We start from the raw sequence: 20,011 nt of genomic DNA, 5'->3' as shown, positions 1-20,011 counted from the left end.
GAATGATCGTAGGATGCCTATAATAGCAGAAAAGCTGTGGAATATCGACGCTTCCTTGGCTTTCGGTCAAATCCTGCCGTGGCATTGGGACTGCACCCCTTCGGCCCGAAGAAGTTCACCCGCTTCTCCGCGAGTACCAGCCGCACCTCCCGGCTCCGGAGGCTCTCCCCGTCCAGACAGGTGACGATGTCCGCCTCCCCGGGGCTGGCGGTGATCACCACCTGCCGGGACGTCACCATTCGGGCGATGTGGGGAAATTTCCAATACTCCCCGGCGGAGTAGGCCGGGAACAACCGGGCGAAGGTGCGCTTCGGCACGTTTTTCACCAGGATGGTCTCCAGCACTCCGTCGTCCATCCGGGCCTCCGGCACCGGCATGGAGCCGCCGCCGTAGTACCGGCCGTTGCACATGGACACCAGAGCGAAGTCATCCTCCAGGACCTCCCCGTCCAGCTCCACCCGCCACCGGCGGCCGATGGGCTTGAAGAGAAAATTCACCGCCACGGACAGCAGGTAACTCCCCCGGCCGGAGAGGCCCGGCACATTTCCGTACCGGTGGACGGTGTCAGCAATGCGGGCGTCAATGCCGCTGCAGGCGATGGTGAGGCACAGGCGGCCGTTGCAGTCGATGAGATCCAGGGGGAATTCCGGCCCGTCCCACAGATGTTCCGGGTCGGAGAATTTTGCAGCGTCCGGGCCGAAGTTCTTCAGAAAGTCGTTGCCTGTGCCGGCGGGGATTACCGTCATGGCGGCGTTGGGAAACCCGGCGATGCCGTTGGCCGCCTCGTGGACGGTGCCGTCCCCGCCGCAGGCGTAGATGCGCACCGGCTCCCCGGTCTCTGCCAAGGCGCGGGAGAGGACCTCCGCTCCGCCGGGGCGGTCCGTCAGCAGGCACCGGCAGTCCAGATTGTGGGCCGCGGCCAGACGGTCCGCCAGGGCGCGGATGCGGGCAGTCTGGTCCTGCTTCCCGGCATGGGGGTTGATCAAAAAGACATGGCGCATGACAGGCCCCCTTGGCGAAATATGAGATAAGAGTGAAGAGATGAAAGATGAGGACTGTCAGCGGCGATCTCTCCTGTCTTTTAACCTTTGTCTGGCTCTGTCTTTGCGCCTCCGTGGTAGAAGAAGGCGTCGCATTTGAGCATGCCGTTGTAGAGCTTGCGTTTCTTCTCCGCGCTGCGGCCGAAGGCGCGCTCAAACTCTGTGTGGGAGGAGAGCACCAGCACGCGCCAGCCCGCCGGCAATGTCCGGGCAGCTTTGCCGAAGGAGCGGTACAGGGCCTCCGCCTCTCTCTTTTCCAGCAGCCGCTCACCGTAGGGCGGATTGGTCACCAGCTGGCCGTAGTCGCTGTCCCGGTGGAACTTTCCGGCATCCGCCACCTCGAAGCGCACGCAGTCGTCCACCCCCGCCAGCTCCGCGTTGTGGCGGCTCAACTCCACCGCACTGGGGTCGATGTCCCCGCCCCAGATGTCGTACTGGCCGTGGAATTCTTGATCCATGGCCTCTTCGGCCGCGTCCAGCCACAGCTTGGCGGGGAGGCTCTGCCACTTTTGGGCGGCAAAGCGCCGGTCCAGGCCTGGGGCCCGGTTTTTGGCGATCAGCGCCGCCTCGATGGGAATGGTGCCGCTGCCGCAGAAGGGGTCGCAGAACGGATCCCTCCCCCGGTAGCGGGAGAGCAGCACCAGGGCGGCGGCCAGCGTCTCCCGCAGGGGGGCGCCGTTGTTGTGGGCCCGGTAGCCCCGCTTGTAGAGTCCGTCGCCGGAGGTGTCCAGGTACACGGCTGCGGTGTCCTTGATGAGGGCGAACTGGATCTGATAGCGGTCCCCGGTCTCCGGCAGGGTCTCGCAGCCGTAGGCCTGGCCAAGCCGCTTGGCAGCGGCCTTTTTCACAATGGCCTGGCAGGCGGGGACGGAGTGGAGCTGGGAGGAGATGGAGTAGCCCTTCACCGGGAACTCCCCGTCCCGGGGGATGCAATCCTCCCAGGGGATGGCGGCCACGCCCTGAAACAGCGCCTCGAAATCCGGGGCCGGGAAGCTGGCCAGCTCCACCAGCACCCGGGCGCCGCAGCGCAGGTTGATGTTCAGCCGGGGGATGTCCGCCGGGCCGCCGTCGCAGTGGACCCGGCCGTTTTCGGCCCGGACGTTTTTCAGGTCCAGCCGCCGCAGCTCGTCGGCCACCAGGGCCTCCAGCCCGAAGAGGCAGGGAATGGTGTATTTCATGGGGTTCCTCCTTGGCGGGGCATACAGATGCCCGTGGATTTTCATTGGAGCCGGTGGAAGAGAGGCTCTCAGGGGGCGGCGTGGCCCAGCGTTCTGCGCTCCACGCGAATGGTGTAGACCTCCGACCCGTCGGCGCTGCCATGGCATCCCGGTACCGTGGAAGTCGCCACATTCCAACCCATCTGGCGGCGCATGTCGTTGGCGAACTTTTTGATGTTCTGCTTGCTCAGCGTACAGCCGCAGCGGAAGACAACATTCACATTCGCATAGCGGGATGTTCCGTCATCCATCGGGCTGAGCGTCCACGCCAGATCGTGGACATGGGGGTCCGGCCGCTCCACGCCAAAAGCGTCTGCAAATGCATTCAGATCGTCAATCTCGAAGAGGTCGCTGCTGTATTCCCCGGGCCAGACGGCATAGAGCCGGATCTCTCCGGCAGCGGCCCGGCGGTAGGCCTCTGCGGCAGAGGAGAAATCGTGGCCCACCTGCGTGAGACTGCCCGCAGCATCCAGAGACAGGTAGCAGACCAGGCTGCCTCTGTATGGAAAGGGATTGGCCTTCGCACTTCTTGGCTGACGCATGGAACATCCTCCTTGCTGCCTCCGCCTCAGCGGGGCGTTTTTCCTATTATAATGCAGACTGCGGAAAATGTCGAGATGCCCGCCGGCTCTTGCCGCAACTGCCGCCGGCGGGCCGGGAGGTTTTGTAACCAAAATGAAATGGTATTTGCAAAATGGGCATGATACAATAACGATAAACGCCGCCGGAGCCGCACTTCCCGGACGGAAACCTGAAGTTGCACGGGATTTTGCCGGATGCAAAGCAGAGTTGGTGGAAACGGCGGGGCGGTTCTGCTAAAATGACAGACAGAGAGGAGAGGCGTATGGCATTTGGAGAGCGGTTGCAGGAGCTCCGCCGGGCCCGGGGCATGACCCAGGAGGACTTTGCGGCCCAGCTGAAGGTCTCCCGGCAGGCGGTGAGCAAGTGGGAGTCCTGCCGGGGATACCCGGAGCTTGAGAAGATCATCTATATCTGCAACCGCTACGGCGTCACCATGAATGACCTGTTCTGCGAGGAGGTCCCCCTGGGCGGCCAAGAGACGCCGGCGGCGCCGGAGCGGATGGAGTCCCGGACACTGAAAACGGCGCTGGGAGATTTTGTGAGCAACCTGTCCCCGGCCAACAAATGGGCCGGAGTGGGGGGCTGGCGGCAGTGACTGCCCTGGTGGCCCTGTGTATGCTGTATTTGAAAGGAGGCGGAGACAGCGAAATGACGGCATTGTGGATTGCGGCCATCGTGGTCTTTGGCGTGGTGGAGGCGGTGACCGCCGGGCTGGTCTCCATCTGGTTTGTGCCCGGCGCCGTGGCGGGTCTGATCGCCGCCATGGCGGGGGCGGGGCTCCTGATCCAGCTGGTGCTGTTCCTGGCGGTGTCGGCGGCGGCCCTGGCGGCCACCCGGCCCCTGGTGAAAAAGCTCTCCGCCGGGCGGGCTGTGCCTACCAACGCGGACCGGGTGCTGGGCCGCACCGCCAGAGTCACGGAGACCATCGACAACGACAGCGCCTCCGGCGCCGTCTATGTGGACGGCAAGACCTGGACCGCCCGCAGCGCCGACGGATCGGTGCTCCCGGCGGGCAGCCGGGTGGAGATCCGGCGGATGGAGGGTGTGAAGCTCATTGTGGAAGCGGCGCAGAAAGCGCCTGATAAAAAAGAGGAGGTTGTGTGAATATGATGGATGTGCTCAAGTGGGTTCCGCTGTTGATCCTGGTGGTGCTGATCCTGATCCTGCTGATCGGGAACATCGTCATCGTCCAGCAGTCCAAGGCCTATGTGGTGGAGCGGCTGGGAGCGTTCCGGACCGTGTGGGGCGTGGGACTGCACCTGAAGGTGCCCTTTGTGGAGCGGGTGGCCAAGAAGGTGTCCCTGAAGGAGCAGGTGGCGGATTTCGCGCCCCAGCCCGTCATCACCAAGGACAATGTCACCATGCAGATCGATACGGTGATCTACTTCCAGATCACGGACCCGAAGCTGTATACCTACGGCGTGGAACGGCCCATGAACGCCATTGAGAACCTGACCGCCACCACCCTGCGGAACATCATCGGCGAGATGGAACTGGACCAGTCCCTGACAAGCCGGGACACCATCAACGCCAAGATGCGCGCCATTCTGGACGAGGCCACGGACCCCTGGGGCATCAAGGTCAACCGGGTGGAGCTGAAAAACATTATCCCGCCCAAGGAGATCCAGAACGCCATGGAGAAGCAGATGAAGGCGGAGCGGGAGCGCCGGGAGTCCATCCTCCAGGCGGAGGGGCAGAAGCAGTCCCAGATCCTGGTGGCGGAGGGCGAGAAGCAGTCCCTGATTCTCAAGGCGGATGCCGCCAAGCAGGCCGCCATCCTGAAGGCCGAGGGCGAGAAGGAGGCCCGCATCATGGCCGCCGAGGCGGAGGCCCAGGCCATCATGCAGGTGCAGACCGCCCTGGCGGACTCCCTGAAGCTGCTGAATGCCGCCGCCCCCAATGACCAGGTGGTGAAGCTGAAGGCTCTGGAAGCCATGCAGAAGGTGGCGGACGGCAAGGCCACCAAGATCATCATTCCCAGTGAGCTCCAGGGGCTGGCAGGACTCGCTGCCAGCGCCAAGACGGTGTTCGACACAGAGGACCCCAAGGGGGAGTGAGGGAAAAGCAGTACAGGCGCACAGCAAAAGCTGTGCGCCTGTATTTTGCAAATTGGGGCAGAGGGCGCAGCCCTTCATGTCCATTGCCGGGACGATGGGAGCCGGTGCCGGAAGAGCGTATTCCCATGATCCCATACAGACCCGCGCCGTAAGGGCTTCGGTCGGGACCTGCTGCGGCCGGGAGGGTCAGGTGCAGTCTGCGTCCCGCTGAATTGCCCGCGGCGGTCTGGAGTTCTGCCCTGTCTACGCGGGGAGGTTCGCCCAATGAGAGGCGCACCCCGGAAGCCCGGTTTGGGGCACAGTGATTACAGCGATTTTTACCCATTAACCGCCGGTTAAAAGATCGTCAGAAAAATTGAACACCTGTCGATTGCAGCGCACCGCCGGAGATGGTATTCTGGGGACAGATCACAAGAGGGGGCTTTGCCATGCAGATCCACGAGATTATCCGCACCCGGCGGACGGCACTGGGGCTGACACAGGAGCAGCTGGCGGGGAAGCTGGGGGTATCAGCCCCGGCGGTGAACAAATGGGAAAGGGGAAACTCCTACCCGGACATCACCCTGCTGCCGGTGCTGGCCCGGACGCTGCGGGTGGACCTGAACACACTGTTGTCCTTTCGGGAGGACTTGACGGAGACGGAGATCGCGGAGTTTTTGAACCGGCTGTACGAGGTGTCCCGGACCGATGGGTGCGGCGCGGCCTTTTCCCTGGCAGAGGAGAAGCTGCGCCAGTTCCCCAACAGCGACGCGCTGGCATACAGCGCTGCGGGGCTGCTGGAGGGGCTTCTGACCCTGTTCCCCGGCACCGATGAGACAGCCCGGCCCGGCCGGGAGGACTTTGTCGCGGGCCTGTACGAGCAGGCCGCCCAGAGCGCGGACCCCAAAATCCGGGAGTGGGCGACCTATACCGTGGCGAGCCGCTGCATCGCCCGGGGGGATCTGGACCGGGCGGAGGCGCTGCTGGACCAGATCTCCAACACCCATCGGGACAAGCGGGAAGTGCTGTCCGCCCTGCGGCGGAAGCAGGGGCGGACCGAGGAGGCCTGGACCCTGCTGGAGCGGGAGCTGTTCGACCGGGCCCACGGCATCCAGACCACGCTGCTGTCCCTGATCGAGATGGCCCAGGCAGAGGGAGACCGGCAGCGGGCCCAGGGCTTTTGCGACGCCGCCCGGCGGGCGGGAGAGGCCCTGGACCTGAGCGATTACGCAGTGCTGTCCGCCCCCTTCCAGCTGGCGGCGGCGGAGCAGGACGGCCCGGCGGCGCTGGACCTGCTGGACCGGCTGCTGCATAGCCTGACAGTGCCTTGGGATCTGAGCGCCTCGCCCCTGTACCGGCATCTGGCCACCAAGGAGGCCGCCGGAGAGGCCCAGTCGGTGCTGCTGGAGCCCCTTCTGGACCAGGTGGAGGCGGACCCGGACTGCGCCTTCCTCCGGGAGATTCCGGAGTATGGGACGATGGTGGAGAAGTACCGGCGCGCCGCAGATGGGGCATGAGCTGGCGGGACCCGCCGGGCGGCGGATGAGACTGTCCGGTTCCGCCGGTGCCAGGGCGCGGCGTGCCGCAGTTCTGCATTCCCCGCGGGCCGTGCAGGAAAAAGAAAAAGCGGAAGGACGAAAGTCCTTCCGCTTTCATGCGTCTCAGCCGAACAGGGCATCGCCGCTCTTGAAGCCCAGGCCGGGGTGGAAGTCGAACTTCACCGCGCCCACGGCCACGTCGGGACCCACGGCCCGCTGGATGCGGGCGATGCCCTCGTTGCCGAAGCCAGCGCACAGCTCCATAGCGGTGACGCCTACGGCGGCCAGCTCCTTCGCGGCAGCCTCCGCCTCAGCGTAGGTCTTGCAGCCCACCACGTTCAAATGGATGCTAGGGGTGGATACCACGGTGCGGGTGGTCTCATCGGCATCGCCGATAAGAAAGAGAAATGCGGCTTGCAGTGCCATTGTTATGTAGACCTCCCTGAAAATCAAGAATCAGAGCGAACAGATAAGAGATGCCGCTTTCCCTGCGGCTCTCTTATCTGCACACCCGTTATCTGGTATGTCACAGTCTGGTGACCACGGGGATAACCATGGGATTGCGCTTGGTGGTTTTGAACAGGTAGCTGCTGACGGCGGACTTGACGGAACCCTTCAGTTCCCCGTCATCCCGGCCCCGCTTGCGGGAGACGTTCTCCGCCGCGTCCCGGGCCACGCTCTGCAGTTCCTTCATCAAGTCCCCGGACTCCTTCACGTAGATGAAGCCCCGGGTGATGATCTCCGGCTCGCTGAGGAGGTTGCCGTCATGGGCGGAGATGGGCAGAACCACCACCACCATGCCGTCTTCTGCCAGGCGCTTGCGGTCCCGCATGACCACGGCGCCCACGTCGCCCACGCCGGAGCCGTCCACATATACCTCACCGGAGGGAACGGTGCCGCCCAACTTAATGGTCTTGGCCGTGATCTCGATGACGGAGCCATTGTCGGCAATGGCGATATGGTTGCGGTCCATGCCCATGTCCTGGGCCAGCTGGGAGTGGATCTGGAGCATCCGCTGCTCGCCGTGGAGGGGGATGAAGAACCGGGGCTTCGTCAGGGCGTGGATGATCTTCAGCTCCTCCTGGCAGGCGTGGCCGGACACGTGAAGCATGTCGGCCCGATCATAGACCACCTTGACGCCCTTGCGGAACAGCTCGTTGATGACCCGGGACACCGTCACCTCGTTGCCGGGGATGGCGCTGGCGGAGATGATGACCTTGTCCCCGGCGCCGATCTCCACCTGCTTGTGCTGAGAGAAGGCCATGCGATACAAGGCGCTCATCTCCTCGCCCTGGGAACCGGTGGTGACGATGACCTGCTTGTTCTTGGGCAGGCCCTTGATCCGGTTGATGTCCACCAGGGTGTTCTTGGGCACCTTCATATAGCCCAGCTCTGTGGAGACCTTCATGATATTTTCCATGGACCGGCCCGTCACGGCCACCTTCCGGCCGAAGGCCGCGGCGGCATCCAGCACCTGCTGGATCCGGTGGACGTTGGAGGCGAAGGTGGTGACGATGATCCGGTCCTCGCATCCCTGGAACTGGCGCTTGAAGGTGGCGCCCACCGTCTTTTCAGAGGGGGTAAAGCCCGGACGCTCCACATTGGTGGAGTCCGCCAGCAGTGCCAGGACGCCCTCCTTCCCCAGCTCGCCGAAGCGGGCAAGGTCGATGACCTCCCCGTCGATGGGGGTGGAGTCGATCTTGAAGTCGCCGGTGTGGACGATGGTGCCCATGTGGGTGTGGATGGCAAAGGCCACGGAGTCGGCGATGGAGTGGTTCACATGGATGAACTCCACAGTGAACTTGCCGGCCCGGACGCTCTTGCCCGGCTCCACCGTGATGAGCTTGGTGCTTTTCACCAGCCCATGCTCCTCCAGCTTCAGCTTGATGAGCCCCGCGGTGAACCGGGTGCAGTAGATGGGCATGTTCAACTGCTTGAGCACATAGGGAATGGCACCCACGTGATCCTCGTGCCCGTGGGTGATGAACAGACCCCGGATGCGGGCCCGGTTCTTGATGAGGTAGCTGACGTCGGGAATGATGAGGTCGATGCCGTACATGTCGTCCCCGGGGAAGGCCATGCCGCAGTCCACCACGATGATCTCGCCGCCGTACTCATAGGCGGTCATGTTCTTGCCGATCTCATTGAGACCGCCCAGGGGGATGATTTTCAATTTTTCTGCCATAGATCGATGATACTCCTTTGAAAAAATATGTAAAATACCCCCATAACAGCGGAAATGGCGCAAAATGAGCGCACGCAAACAAGAGACGCCCGTAGCCTGCGCGGCCCCGTTTCGCCGGCAGGGGTTCGGTCACGTCATTCCGTTGAAACCGTATGGGGTTTTATTTGACTGAGGCGGAGCGGCGCTCCGCACCAGTGAAATACTGTGGAACTGTGTAAAAAAGGGCGGAAAAGCAGTTGCTTCTCGACGCGCACTTTGTTATACTGAAACGAAGGCGCGGCCCAGGCAGAGGCACGCCCCGCGGCGCTCCGACAGCCGGCGGCCTGCCGCCGGCGGACACGGAAGGCCGCACCATTCTGCCCCTAGTATAGCACAGGTCAAGCGTTTTGTATACATTTTTTTCAAGAAAACCAAGATGACCGGCGGAAGGGCCGGAGAAAGGGAGTGAAGGGACATGCGGGCAACGATCAAGATGATCGCAGAACGGGCGGGCGTCTCCATCGGCACGGTGGACCGGGTGCTCCACGACCGGCCGTATGTGAAGGAGGAGGTCCGGCGGCGGGTGCTGGAGGTGATGGAGGAGCTGGATTACCAGCCAAACCGGGTGGCCAGCGCCCTGGCCACCAGCGGCATGGCCCGGCATTTCGCTATCATCCAGCCCACGTGGGAGAGCTATGTGGGCGAGGCCATGGCCGCTGGCGTGGCGAAGTTCCGGCAGGACCGTCAGGACTACAATGTGAGCGTCACCATCCACCCGTACCGCCAGGGGCGGATGGAGGACTGCCTGCACCTGCTGGACACGCTGGCGGAGGAGGTCCAGGGGATCGCCCTGTGCGCCGCGGACTGCCCCCAGGTGCGCCAGAAGCTGGAGCTCCTGGCGGAGCGGCGGATGCCGGTGGTGACCTTCAACTCCGACATTGCAGGCGCCCGGCGGCTGTGCTACGTGGGGGAGGACGCCCACCACGCCGGCCGGGTGGCCGGGGACATCGCCGCCAAGTTCCTCAGGCCCGGAGACCGGATCCTGCTGGTGTACGCCGACCACGGCTACGCCGGACACAAGGGCCGGGCAGACGGCTTTCTGGAGCGGCTTGCGGAGCGGGGGCTCCGGCAGGAGGACTGCCGGGTGGCAGAAACCCACGACAACTATGATGAGACACTGGCAGCGGTGACCGCCGCTTTGGCGGAAGAGCCGGACCTGAAGTATATCTACATGGCCAACCGCTCCGTGCCTGCGTGCATGGAAGCCCTGCGCGGGGCCGGCCGGATGGGGCAGGTGCGGGTTCTGGCCCACGACAACAGCCCGGAGACGCGGACCTTCCTGCGGGAGGGACTGCTGGACTTCATCATTGACCAGAACCTGACCTACCAGAGCCGCAAGGCCCTGTCGCTGCTGTTCGACGCAGTGGTGGAGCACCGGACGCCGGAGCGGGACTGTTTCTATCCGGAGAGCCCCATCCTCACGGCGGAGAACTGCTGAAAGACTTTCTCCGGCGCCGGCTTCCCGCGGAGGCCGACTCTGGGGGAAGCTGTTTTTGGGAAAAGCTGTGTACGCAAACAGAAGGAGAACCGTGTCATGGAACAGACGAAAAAGCCGCTGCCTGGAGCGGTACTGCTGCTGGCGGCCCTGGGATTTGTGCTGGGGACCTGCGAATTTGTGATTGTGGGCATTCTGCCGGAGATCGCGGAGGGGCTGAACACCTCTCTGGCGGCAGTGGGAAAGCTGGTATCGGTGTTCGCCGCCTGCTACGCGGTGGGGACGCCTGTGATCACTGCAGCTACCGGCGGAATCTCCCGCCGGAAGCTGCTGGCGGTGCTGATGGGGGTGTTCCTCCTCACCAGCGCGGCAAGCTTTGCCGCTCCTAATGTGGCGGTGCTGTATGCCACCCGGGTAGTGGCGGCGCTGGTGTCCGGTACGCTGACGGCGGTGGCCATGCTCTATGCCAAGGAGGTCGCCGCCCCGGAGCAGACCGCCCGGGCCATCTCGCTGGTATACGGTGGCTTTTCCGTGGCAGCGGTGCTGGGAGTGCCCCTGGGCACTGCCGTGTGCCAGATCCTGGGCTGGCGGTGGACCTTCGCCGTGATCCTGGCTATGGGCGCAGCGCTGCTGCCGCTGCTGCTGCGCTCCCTGCCCGCGGTGCCGGCACAGGCGGACAGCGGGCTTCTGAAGTCCTTTTCCATCCTGTGGGACCCCCGATGCTCCCTGTGTGTGGGGATGATCCTGTGCAGCGCCTCCGCCACCTATATCGTGTACACCTATCTCTCGCCGATCCTGACAGAGACACTGGGGCTTCCAGCGGGGGCGGTGAGCCCGCTGCTGCTGGTGATGGGAGCGTGCAGCGCCGCCAGCAATCTCCTCTCCGGCCGGCTGGGGGAGCGGGGCGGCCTCCGGACCCTGCCCATGGCCTTCGCCGCCCAGACGGTGCTGTTTGCCCTGCTGCCGCTGCTGCTGGGAAACCGGTGGGCGGGCCTTGCGGGGGTCTTTGCCATGGGGCTGCTCATGTACCTGCTGAACACCCCGGCCCAGATGCACGCGCTGTCCCTAGCAGAGCAGGATTACCCTTTCGCTTCCAGCCTGTGCGCCTCCGTACAGCCGGTATCCTACAACTTCGGCATTGCTATCGGCTCTTTCATCGGCAGCGCCGTGCAGGAGGGGTGGGGATTCCGCCCCTGGGCCTGCCGGCGGCAATGTTCGCCCTGGCGGCACTGGGGCTGAACCTGCTGCTTCTGCGCGCCAACGGCCGCCGGACGGCCGCGGCGGCATCCTGAGGACCATCAAAACAGGCTCGGGCCGGATCAGCCCGGGCCTGTTTTAACAGTTGCTTCTTGTGGGAAAAACTGCTATACTATTCTTCAATATGGGTATGTATGCGTCCCTTTCAAAAGGAGACCTGATCGAGATGAACAACAAGAAGCTCTCCCGCCTGCTGGAGCCCAATCTCAAGCTCTACTTCCTCTGCATGATCGTCTTCGCGGCGGCCACCGCCACGGTGAGCCTGCCTCTGGGACTGGTGGAGATCGCCTGCACCGTGGGCCTGTATGCCTATTTCACCAACCGTAACCAGAAGCGGCGGCAAAACATCCTCCAGTACATTGATAACGTTACCGGCAGCGTGGATACCGCCAGCAAATCCACCCTCATCAACTCTCCGCTGCCCATCATGGTGTTCCGGCCGGACACCGGCGAGGTGATCTGGAGCAATGAGAACTTCCTGCAGCTGGCCGGCGTGCGGGAGCACCTGTTCGAGATGAAGGTGGAGGATGCAGTACCGGATTTCCCCGTTCAGTGGATGCTGGAGGGAAAGCAGGAGTGCCCGGACCGGGTGGTGATGAACAGCCGGCGGTTCCGGGTGTACGGCAGCCTGGTGCGGGCCAAGGGCCGGGGGGCCGAGCAGAACCTGGTGGCCACTACCTACTGGGTGGATACCACAGAGGCCGACGACCTGCGGGAGCGGTACACCGCCACCCGGCCGGTGCTGGCCATTTTGATGGTAGACAACTACGAGGACCTGATGAAGGCATGCGCCGATACCCAGCGCAGCGCCGTGCTGGCCCAGATCGACGAGAAGCTGAACAACTGGGCCGCCTGCGCCGACGGCCTGCTGCTGAAGACGGAGCGGGACCACTACCTCTTCATCTTTGAGGAATGCCACTACGACCACTTTGTGGAGGAGAAGTTCTCCATCCTGGATGCCATTCGGGAGATCAAGGTGGGGGATGTGTGCCCTACCCTCTCCATCGGCATTGGCAAGGATGCCGACGCTATGGCGGAGCTGTACCGCAACGCCCGTCTCAGCCTGGAGATGGCCCTCAGCCGGGGCGGAGACCAGGCGGTGGTCCGGGGAAAGGTGGACTTCCAGTTCTACGGCGGCCGCAGCAAGTCCACGGAAAAGCGCACCAAGGTGAAGTCCCGGGTCATGGCCAGCGCCCTGAACGAGCTGATGGCCGACGCGTCCGAGATCTATATCATGGGCCACAGCTTTGCGGACATGGATGCCGTAGGCGCCGAGGCGGGGCTCTACTGCATTGCCCGCAAGCACGGCAAGCGGGCCCAGATGGTCATTGATCTGGAGCACAACGCCGCCGGAGCGGTTTTGGCCAAGCTCCAGGCGTTGCCGGAGTATGCGGGGGCGTTCACCTCCGGGGCGGAGGCATTTTTGAAAATGAGGCCGGGCGCTCTGGTCATTGTGGTGGACACCAACCGCCCCGACATGGTGGAGAGCCCCCAGCTGCTGGAGTCCAGCAACCGGGTGGCGGTGATCGACCACCACCGCCGGGCGGCCAGCTACATCGAAAACGCTGCCTTCAGCTTCCACGAACCCTATGCCTCCTCCGCCAGTGAGCTGGTGACGGAACTCTTGCAGTATCTGGTGGAGCCCGCCGATCTGCTGCGGGAGGAGGCGGAGGCGCTGCTGGCCGGCATCGTGCTGGACACGAAGCACTTCACCCTGCGCACCGGCGGCCGGACTTTTGAGGCGGCGGCCTTCCTCCGCCGGGCGGGGGCCGACACCACCGACGTCCAGCGGTTGTTCCAGAGCGATCTGAGCGAGATGGTGTCCCGCTACGACATCATCCGCCGGGCGGAGCTGTACCGGGAGGACATCGCCGTGGCGGCCATCGACCAGGAGGGCGTGGACCGGGTGACGGCGGCCCAGGCGGCGGACGAGCTGCTGAGCCTCAAGGGCGTGAAGGCGTCCTTTGTGGTATTCCCCAGTGGGGAGAACGTGCAGATGTCCGCCCGTTCTCTGGGAGAGGTGAACGTCCAGGTGATCCTGGAGGCCCTGGGCGGCGGCGGCAACTCCACCACTGCCGGCGGCCGTGTGGAGAACACAGATGTGGAGACGGTGAAGAGTCGTCTGCTGGAGGCCATCGACGCGTATTTTGAAAAGTGAGGAGGAGCGCGGCCATGAAGCGATTTCTTTCCACATTTGGCATCTGCTTGGCGCTGGTGGAGGCATTCATCTTTTTCGGAGGATACCAGCTCTTTGATTTCAGCCGGCGCTGGTATTTGGCAGGCGCGTCCATCGCCCTGGTTCTGGCGGTGCTGGTGTGCATTCTGGTTCATCAGAATGACCGGCTGGAGGCGCTGGAAAAACGGACCCGGCAGCTGGAGGAACAAATTCAGAAACAGAACGACTAAAAGGAGACGTTATCATGAAAGTGATTTTACAGCAGGATGTGAAGGGCCAGGGAAAAAAGGGCCAGATGGTGGAGGTGTCCGAGGGCTATGCCCGGAACTTCCTCCTGCCCCGGAAGCTGGCCATCGCCGCCACGGCGGACGCCATCAACACCATGAACCTGAAGGAGAAGGCCCGCAAGGCTGAGGAGGCCCGGCAGAAGGCGGAGGCGGAGGCCACCGCCGAGAAGCTGAAGGAGTGCATGGTGAAGCTCACCGCCAAGGCCGGCAACGGCGGGCGGCTGTTCGGCGCCGTCACCACCAAGGAGATCTCCGACGGGCTTAGGCAGCAGTTCGGCATCGACATCCCCAAGCAGAAGCTGGTGCTGGACGAGCCCATCAAGGCGTTCGGATCCTATCAGGTGAAGGCCAAGCTGGGGTTTGAGGTCAACGGGACGGTGTACGTCTCCGTGTTTGAGGAAAAATAAAGGGAGTTCCTCTGTTTGGGGGCACGCTCTGGGGGAGAGGAATGGGCCGCCATTGCGGCAGTCTCGGGGGCTCCTGCGCCCGCAGGGGTGCGCCCCCGCTCTCTTTTTTGGCTGTGCCAAAAAGAGAGTGCGCCGCGCCCGGTGGAAGAGAAAAGGCGCTTGGCGCGCTCTGGTACAATGGCCCTTCGCGCTTTCCTAACCCAAACAGGTGGACTCCTATTCACGGCGAGGTGACAGTAAGATGGCAAACGAAGACCTTCTCCTGCGGCAGATGCCCCACTCTCTGGAGGGGGAGCAAGCCGTCCTGGGCTCCATGCTCATCGACGCGGACTGCGTCAAGGATGTGATGGACAAGCTCCGGCCGTCAGATTTTTACCTCCGGCAGAACCGGGAGATTTTTGAGACCATCTACTCCATGTTCACCTATGCCAAGCCCATCGACGGCATTACCGTCTGTGAGGAGATGCAGAAGGCGGGCACCTACGACGAGAACACCACCCGTTCCTATCTGGCCCAGCTGATGGAGATCACCCCCACCAGCGCCAACGTGATGGAGTACGCGGCCATCGTCCGGGACAAGGCGTTGCTGCGGGGCGTGGCCCAGGCCGCCGCCGAGATCACCGCCATGGTGCAGGAGGGCGTGGGCGAGGCCTCCGAAATTCTGGAGGCGGCGGAGCAGAAGGTTTACGCCGTCCGCCGGGGCCAGAGCGCCCAGGACATGGTGCCCCTGCGGCAGGTGCTGCCGGAGGTGCTGGACCGGCTGGGAGAGATGAGCGAGAGCGAGAATCACCTGCCGGGGCTCTCCACGGGTATGTCCGCGGTGGACCAGAAGATCACGGGCCTGAACAAATCGGACCTGATCCTGCTGGCCGCCCGGCCCGGCATGGGCAAGACCTCCTTTGCGCTGAACGTGGCCCTGAACGTGGCCAAGGCCGTCCACAAGACAGTGGCCGTCTTCTCTCTGGAGATGAGCCGGGAACAGCTGGCCACCCGCTTGCTGGCCTCCGAGGCATTGGTGGAGAACAACCGCCTCAAGACCGGCGCCCTGCGGGAGACCGACTGGGAGAAGATCGCCGGGGCCGCCACCATCCTGAATAAGGTGGATATCCGGATCGACGACAATCCCATGCTGTCGGTGGCGGACATGAACGCCAAGTGCCGCCGGCTGGATGATCTGGGCCTGGTGGTGATCGACTACCTGCAATTGATGACCTCTGCCGGCGGCAAGGGCTACGCGGGGGAGAACCGCCAGCAGGTGGTGTCCGACATCTCCCGGATGCTGAAGATCATGGCCAAGGAGCTGAACGTGCCGGTGATCTGCCTGAGCCAGCTGTCCCGCGCCAGTGAGAAGCGGGACGACAAGCGGCCCATGCTGTCGGACCTGCGGGAGTCCGGCGCTATCGAGCAGGACGCAGACATCGTGCTGTTCCTGTACCGGGATGACTATTATAATGAGGATTCGGAGAAGCACAACATCGCTGAGTGCATTGTGGCGAAAAACCGCCACGGTGAGACCGGCAAAGTAGAGCTGCGGTGGATGCCGGAATACACCCAGTTCTCGACCTTGGATACGAGGTACGACGAGGACTGAGGTCTGTGCTCTGCTTTGCAAAGCCGCACGGACGTGCGTCAAGTGTTTTGGCGGGGCCAAAACCTTGCAGGGGGCGGACTTTGTCTGCCCCCGGTCAGTGGCCGCCGGGGTCCCCCGGCGCGTTCAGACGTGCCGGGGGAGGAGCTGCGGTGGATGCCGGAATACACCCAGTTCTCGACCTTGGATACGAGGTACGACGAGGACTGAGGTCTGTTTTGGGAGAGGTGAGGTACGGACATGGAGGAACTGCTGTCCCACTGTCCCCGGTGGGTGCTGCCCGGTCGGGGGCGTCCGGCCCTGTGTGCCGTGTCCGGCGGGCTGGACTCCATGTGCCTGCTGGACCTGCTGGACCGGTGGTGTCGGGAGCGGGATGGCCGGGTAGTGGCTGCCCACTTCAACCACCGGCTGCGGGGCGCGGAAGCCGACCGGGATGAGACCTTCGTCCGGGACTGGTGTGCCGCCCATGACATCGCATTCGTCTCCAGCTCCGGGGACGTCCGGGGCCTTATGGAGCGGGAGGGCCTCTCCCTGGAGGAGGCGGCCCGGAAGCTCCGGTACGATTTTCTTCGCCAAGAGGCGGAGAAGCTGGGGCAGCATATCAAAATCTACACAGCCCACCACGCCGATGACAACGCGGAGACCATTCTTTTCAACCTGATCCGGGGCACCGGCGTGGCGGGCCTTACCGGCATGGCCTACCAGCAAAACGGCATTTGCCGGCCACTGCTGGACGTGACAAGGGAAGAGCTGGCGGCCTACGCCGCCGCCCGCCACATCCCCCACGTGGAGGACACCACCAACGCCGACCCCGGCGCCGCGGCCCGAAACTTCCTCCGGCTGGAGGTCATGCCCCGCTTGAGGCAGATCAACCCCAGAGCTGTGGAGCACATCAACGACGCCGGACGCCGCCTGCGGGTGGCGGACCAATCACTGGAGGAAGAGGCCGCCCGCCGTACTGCCCATGTGGAGGTGCAGGAGGGGCGGGTGACCTTATCCCGGCAGGCATTGGCAGAGGCCACGGACGCCGTGCGACCCCGGATGCTGCTGCGGCTCTTCGACCTTTTGGGCGTGGGGCGGAGGGATATCACAGCCGCCCATCTGCAGGACATCCTGCACCTGACCCGGGATACCCTCTGGGGCCGGGAGAGCCGGGTGGACCTGCCCCAGGGCGTCACCGCCCGGTACTGCCGGGAGTGGCTGATCCTGGAGACCCGGCCCCAGCTTTTGACGGAGGTCCAGCTGTTGCAGGAGTGCCCCGTCGCCTGGGGCGATTACCGGATCACCCTGCTGGATCACCGGGAGGGGGAGGGACTTGCCCTTCGGCCCTGGCGGCAGGGGGAGCGGATGGGCCTGACGGTGGGCCCTGCGGCGCCGGGAGACCGTCTGGTTCTGCCGGAGACCCACGGGGGCGGCCGCAGCATCAAACGGCTGTGCATGGACCGCCGGATCTCCCTCTCGGAGCGGGACCGGCTGCCGGCCGTCTACGCGGGAGGATGCCTGGCGGCGGTGTGGCGGCTGGGCGTGGATATGGCGTTTGCAGCACCGGAGGGGGAGCCCTGCCGGTTCATTCAGATTACCGAAGCGGCAAAGGAGAGAGATTTGATATGAAAAGCGAGATGGAAAGGGATATCCTGAAGGTCCTGGTGACAGAGGAGGAGCTGAAGGCCCGCATCACCGAAATGGGCGCGGAGCTGTATGAGCAGTTTCATGGCAAGAACCCGCTGTTTCTGGGCGTGTTGAAGGGGTCTTTCGTATTCATGGCGGACCTGGTCCGGGCTTGCCAGGTGAAGAGCGACGTGGAGTTCATCGCCGTCAGCTCCTACCAGAACGCCACTGTGTCCTCCGGCCGGGTGCAGATCACCCACGACCTGCAGCAGGACATCACCGGACGGCACCTGATCATCGTGGAGGACATTCTGGACTCCGGCAACACCTTGGCGTTTTTGAAGGACTACTTCATGACCAAGGGAGCGGCTTCCATTACCATCGTGACGCTGCTGGACAAGCCCTCCCGCCGGACTAAGGCCATCACCGCCGACCTGGCGGGGTTCGTGGTGCCGGACGAGTTTGTGGTGGGGTATGGGCTGGACTACTGCCAGCAGTACCGGAACGTGCCGTACATCGGGGTTTTGAAGCCGGAGGTATACTCCGGGGAGTGAGGCGATACGCCCTGTTTTGGGCGGACTCCGCCCAATCGTAACATGAAAACAGTCTCCCATTGCGTCCCAGGCAATGGGAAAGGAGGCTTCTGCTCGTGACAAAACAAAGACGGCTATCCAATCTGAGCTTCGTACTGCTGGCCCTCGTGATCCTGCTGTGTGTCAACTGGCTCTGGCAGAACGACAACCATGTGGACCAGCTGGAATACTCCCAGGTCCGCCAGCTGTTCCTGCAGGAAAAAGTGACGGGGCTGACCATTGACAGCGGCGGCACACTGACCCTGGAGCTGCGGGAGCCGGTGAACGGCAGCGAGACCGTGCGGTATGAGCTGTACAGCTTCCAGCTGTTTTATGACGACTTCAATGACCTGGTTCAACAGCAGTATGCGGAGGGTATCATCCAGCACTATGATTACCCGGAGCCGGTGCGCACCAACTGGCTGCTGGAGCTGCTGCCCTTCCTGCTGACGGCGGTGATCCTGGGGCTGATGTGGTACTTCCTGGTGATTCGGCCCCAGGGAGGTGGCATGGGACCGGACAAGATGGCCAAATTCGGCTCCGCCCGGACCCGGATGCTGACGGACAAGGACAAAAAGGTCACTTTCGACGACGTGGCCGGCGCCGATGAGGAGAAGGAGGAGCTCCGGGAGATCGTGGAGTTCCTGAAGGACCCCAAGAAGTACCTGTCTCTGGGGGCCCGGATTCCCAAGGGCGTGCTGCTGGTGGGCCCTCCCGGCACCGGCAAGACCCTGCTGGCCAAGGCCGTGGCAGGGGAGGCCGGCGTGGGCTTCCTGTCCATCTCCGGCTCCGATTTCGTGGAGCTGTACGTGGGCGTGGGCGCCAGCCGCGTCCGGGACCTGTTCGAGCAGGCCAAGAAGAACGCCCCGGCTATCGTGTTTATTGACGAGATCGACGCTGTGGGCCGCCAGCGGGGCACGGGCCTGGGCGGCGGCCATGACGAGCGGGAGCAGACCCTGAATCAGCTGCTGGTGGAGATGGACGGCTTTACCGCTAACGAAGGTGTGGTGGTCCTGGCGGCCACCAACCGGGCGGATGTGCTGGACCCGGCGTTGCTGCGGCCCGGTCGGTTCGACCGGCAGGTGTACGTGGGCCTGCCCGACATCCGGGGCCGGAAGGAGATCCTGGAGGTCCACGCCAAGGGCAAGCCCCTGGCGGAGGATGTGGACCTGGGCCAGCTGGCCCGGGGCACTCCGGGTTTCACCGGCGCGGACCTGGAGAACCTCATCAACGAGGGAGCCCTGCTGGCCGCCCGGAAAAATCAGAAGTTCATCACCATGCAGGATCTGAAGGACGCGGAGATCAAGGTCATCGCCGGACCGGAGAAGAAAAGCCGGGTGATCCCCCAGCACGAGCGTGAGCTGACCGCCTATCACGAGGCGGGCCACGCTGTGGTGATGCACGCTCTGCCAGATCAGGACCCGGTGGCCCAGATCACCATCGTGCCCCGGGGCCAGGCGGGCGGCATGACCATCTCCCTGCCGGAGGAGGACCGGTCCTATCTCTCCCGGCGGTATATGGAGGATCAGATCGTGGGTCTCTTGGGCGGCCGGGTGGCGGAGAAGCTGTGCCTGGGAGACATCTCCACCGGTGCCAGCAACGACATCCAGCGGGCCAGCCAGATCGCCCGGAAGATGGTGGCCACCTATGGCATGAGCGACAAGATCGGCACCGTAGCCTTCGAGTCCGGCCACGACGAGGTGTTCATCGGCCGCACCATGACCCAGGGCCGCAGCTATTCCGAGGCGGTGGCCGCCCAGATCGACCAGGAGGTCCAGCGCCTGGTGGCGGATGCCTATGACCGCTGCGAACGGATCCTGAACGACAACCGCGACAAGCTGGAGGCCGTGGCGTCCTATCTGCTGGAGCATGAGACCATGGAGCGGGAGGCGTTTCTGGCCGTGTTCGGCGAACAGCCGTTGTCCCTGAAAAAAGAAGAGGTCTGAGAAAAGGCCGCCGTCCGGAGAACCGGACGGCGGCCTTTTTACAAAAAGCGGGGAATAAAGCCGCCGCAACCCTCCAAAACTGTTGGAGTGACGGGAAA

General features: G+C 63.8%; 18 protein-coding genes. 13 read left to right on the top strand and 5 right to left on the bottom strand.

The genetic code is table 11. The features are described from left to right. Positions 1–17 precede the first annotated feature (17 nt). The 3 genes from EIO64_RS07530 to EIO64_RS07520 all read right to left on the bottom strand — a co-directional run bounded on the left by EIO64_RS07530 (position 18) and on the right by EIO64_RS07520 (position 2,799). A complete protein-coding gene (locus EIO64_RS07530; RefSeq protein WP_119311658.1) occupies positions 18–1,001 on the bottom strand; it encodes a diacylglycerol/lipid kinase family protein in 984 nt (327 codons plus the stop codon). 80 nt (positions 1,002–1,081) lie between these two features. Further along, positions 1,082–2,218, bottom strand: coding sequence for a THUMP domain-containing class I SAM-dependent RNA methyltransferase (locus EIO64_RS07525; protein ID WP_021750282.1), 1,137 nt, complete (start codon positions 2,216–2,218; stop codon positions 1,082–1,084). 68 nt (positions 2,219–2,286) lie between these two features. Continuing rightward, complete coding sequence (locus EIO64_RS07520) at positions 2,287–2,799, bottom strand: hypothetical protein (protein ID WP_021750281.1); 513 nt, start codon at positions 2,797–2,799, stop codon at positions 2,287–2,289. 302 nt (positions 2,800–3,101) lie between these two features. Between EIO64_RS07520 and EIO64_RS07515 the strand changes: the two genes are divergently transcribed. The 4 genes from EIO64_RS07515 (at position 3,102) to EIO64_RS07500 (ending at position 6,392) form a co-directional block, all read left to right on the top strand. Then, positions 3,102–3,434: a helix-turn-helix transcriptional regulator gene (locus EIO64_RS07515; RefSeq protein ID WP_136891083.1), complete on the top strand. Its 333-nt coding sequence runs from the start codon at positions 3,102–3,104 to the stop codon at positions 3,432–3,434. Next, on the top strand, positions 3,404–3,943 hold the full coding sequence (locus EIO64_RS07510) for an NfeD family protein (protein ID WP_249390845.1): 540 nt from the start codon (positions 3,404–3,406) through the stop codon (positions 3,941–3,943). The genes EIO64_RS07515 and EIO64_RS07510 overlap by 31 nt, the downstream gene beginning before the upstream one ends. Before the next feature lie 2 nt (positions 3,944–3,945). After that, the gene (locus EIO64_RS07505; protein ID WP_021750278.1) at positions 3,946–4,896 is read left to right on the top strand and encodes an SPFH domain-containing protein; all 951 of its coding nucleotides are present in this window, start codon (positions 3,946–3,948) and stop codon (positions 4,894–4,896) included. A gap of 428 nt (positions 4,897–5,324) precedes the next feature. After that, on the top strand, positions 5,325–6,392 hold the full coding sequence (locus EIO64_RS07500; protein WP_158629722.1) for a helix-turn-helix domain-containing protein: 1,068 nt from the start codon (positions 5,325–5,327) through the stop codon (positions 6,390–6,392). Positions 6,393–6,536: 144 nt separating this feature from the next. Here the strand turns inward: EIO64_RS07500 and EIO64_RS07495 are convergent, their stop codons facing one another. Both EIO64_RS07495 and EIO64_RS07490 read right to left on the bottom strand, forming a co-directional pair. Beyond that, a complete protein-coding gene (locus EIO64_RS07495) occupies positions 6,537–6,839 on the bottom strand; it encodes a DUF6506 family protein (RefSeq protein ID WP_136891081.1) in 303 nt (100 codons plus the stop codon). 100 nt (positions 6,840–6,939) lie between these two features. Beyond that, a complete protein-coding gene (locus EIO64_RS07490) occupies positions 6,940–8,598 on the bottom strand; it encodes a ribonuclease J (RefSeq protein WP_021750274.1) in 1,659 nt (552 codons plus the stop codon). 454 nt (positions 8,599–9,052) lie between these two features. Here EIO64_RS07490 and EIO64_RS07480 point away from each other — a divergent pair, with 454 nt between their 5' ends. From EIO64_RS07480 to ftsH, 9 genes are all read left to right on the top strand, one after another. Continuing rightward, entirely contained in the window at positions 9,053–10,075 is a 1,023-nt protein-coding gene (locus EIO64_RS07480; protein ID WP_119311656.1) for a LacI family DNA-binding transcriptional regulator, read from the top strand. A gap of 96 nt (positions 10,076–10,171) precedes the next feature. Then, positions 10,172–11,311: an MFS transporter gene (locus EIO64_RS07475; RefSeq protein ID WP_136891080.1), complete on the top strand. Its 1,140-nt coding sequence runs from the start codon at positions 10,172–10,174 to the stop codon at positions 11,309–11,311. Between the two features lie 184 nt (positions 11,312–11,495). After that, entirely contained in the window at positions 11,496–13,487 is a 1,992-nt protein-coding gene (locus EIO64_RS07470) for a DHH family phosphoesterase (protein ID WP_119311655.1), read from the top strand. Positions 13,488–13,501: 14 nt separating this feature from the next. After that, entirely contained in the window at positions 13,502–13,735 is a 234-nt protein-coding gene (locus EIO64_RS07465; RefSeq protein WP_021750269.1) for a hypothetical protein, read from the top strand. A 14-nt stretch (positions 13,736–13,749) separates the two neighbouring features. Next, the gene (rplI, locus tag EIO64_RS07460) at positions 13,750–14,199 is read left to right on the top strand and encodes a 50S ribosomal protein L9 (RefSeq protein WP_021750268.1); all 450 of its coding nucleotides are present in this window, start codon (positions 13,750–13,752) and stop codon (positions 14,197–14,199) included. A 241-nt stretch (positions 14,200–14,440) separates the two neighbouring features. Next, entirely contained in the window at positions 14,441–15,790 is a 1,350-nt protein-coding gene (gene dnaB, locus EIO64_RS07455; RefSeq protein ID WP_021750267.1) for a replicative DNA helicase, read from the top strand. A gap of 237 nt (positions 15,791–16,027) precedes the next feature. After that, entirely contained in the window at positions 16,028–17,398 is a 1,371-nt protein-coding gene (gene tilS / locus EIO64_RS07450) for a tRNA lysidine(34) synthetase TilS (protein WP_136891079.1), read from the top strand. Continuing rightward, entirely contained in the window at positions 17,395–17,949 is a 555-nt protein-coding gene (hpt, locus tag EIO64_RS07445; RefSeq protein ID WP_021750265.1) for a hypoxanthine phosphoribosyltransferase, read from the top strand. Before tilS ends, hpt begins: the two co-directional genes overlap by 4 nt. A gap of 95 nt (positions 17,950–18,044) precedes the next feature. After that, positions 18,045–19,913 carry an ATP-dependent zinc metalloprotease FtsH gene (ftsH, locus tag EIO64_RS07440; RefSeq protein WP_136891078.1) on the top strand — a complete coding sequence of 623 codons (1,869 nt, stop codon included), beginning with the start codon at positions 18,045–18,047 and terminating at the stop codon, positions 19,911–19,913. The last annotated feature ends 98 nt before the right edge of the window (positions 19,914–20,011 follow it).

Origin of the sequence: Dysosmobacter welbionis (assembly GCF_005121165.3) — a bacterium.
GTDB classification, from domain to species: domain Bacteria; phylum Bacillota; class Clostridia; order Oscillospirales; family Oscillospiraceae; genus Oscillibacter; species Oscillibacter welbionis.
Note: the sequence above shows the minus strand (reverse complement) of the source record. Positions and strands in the feature narration are given on the sequence as shown.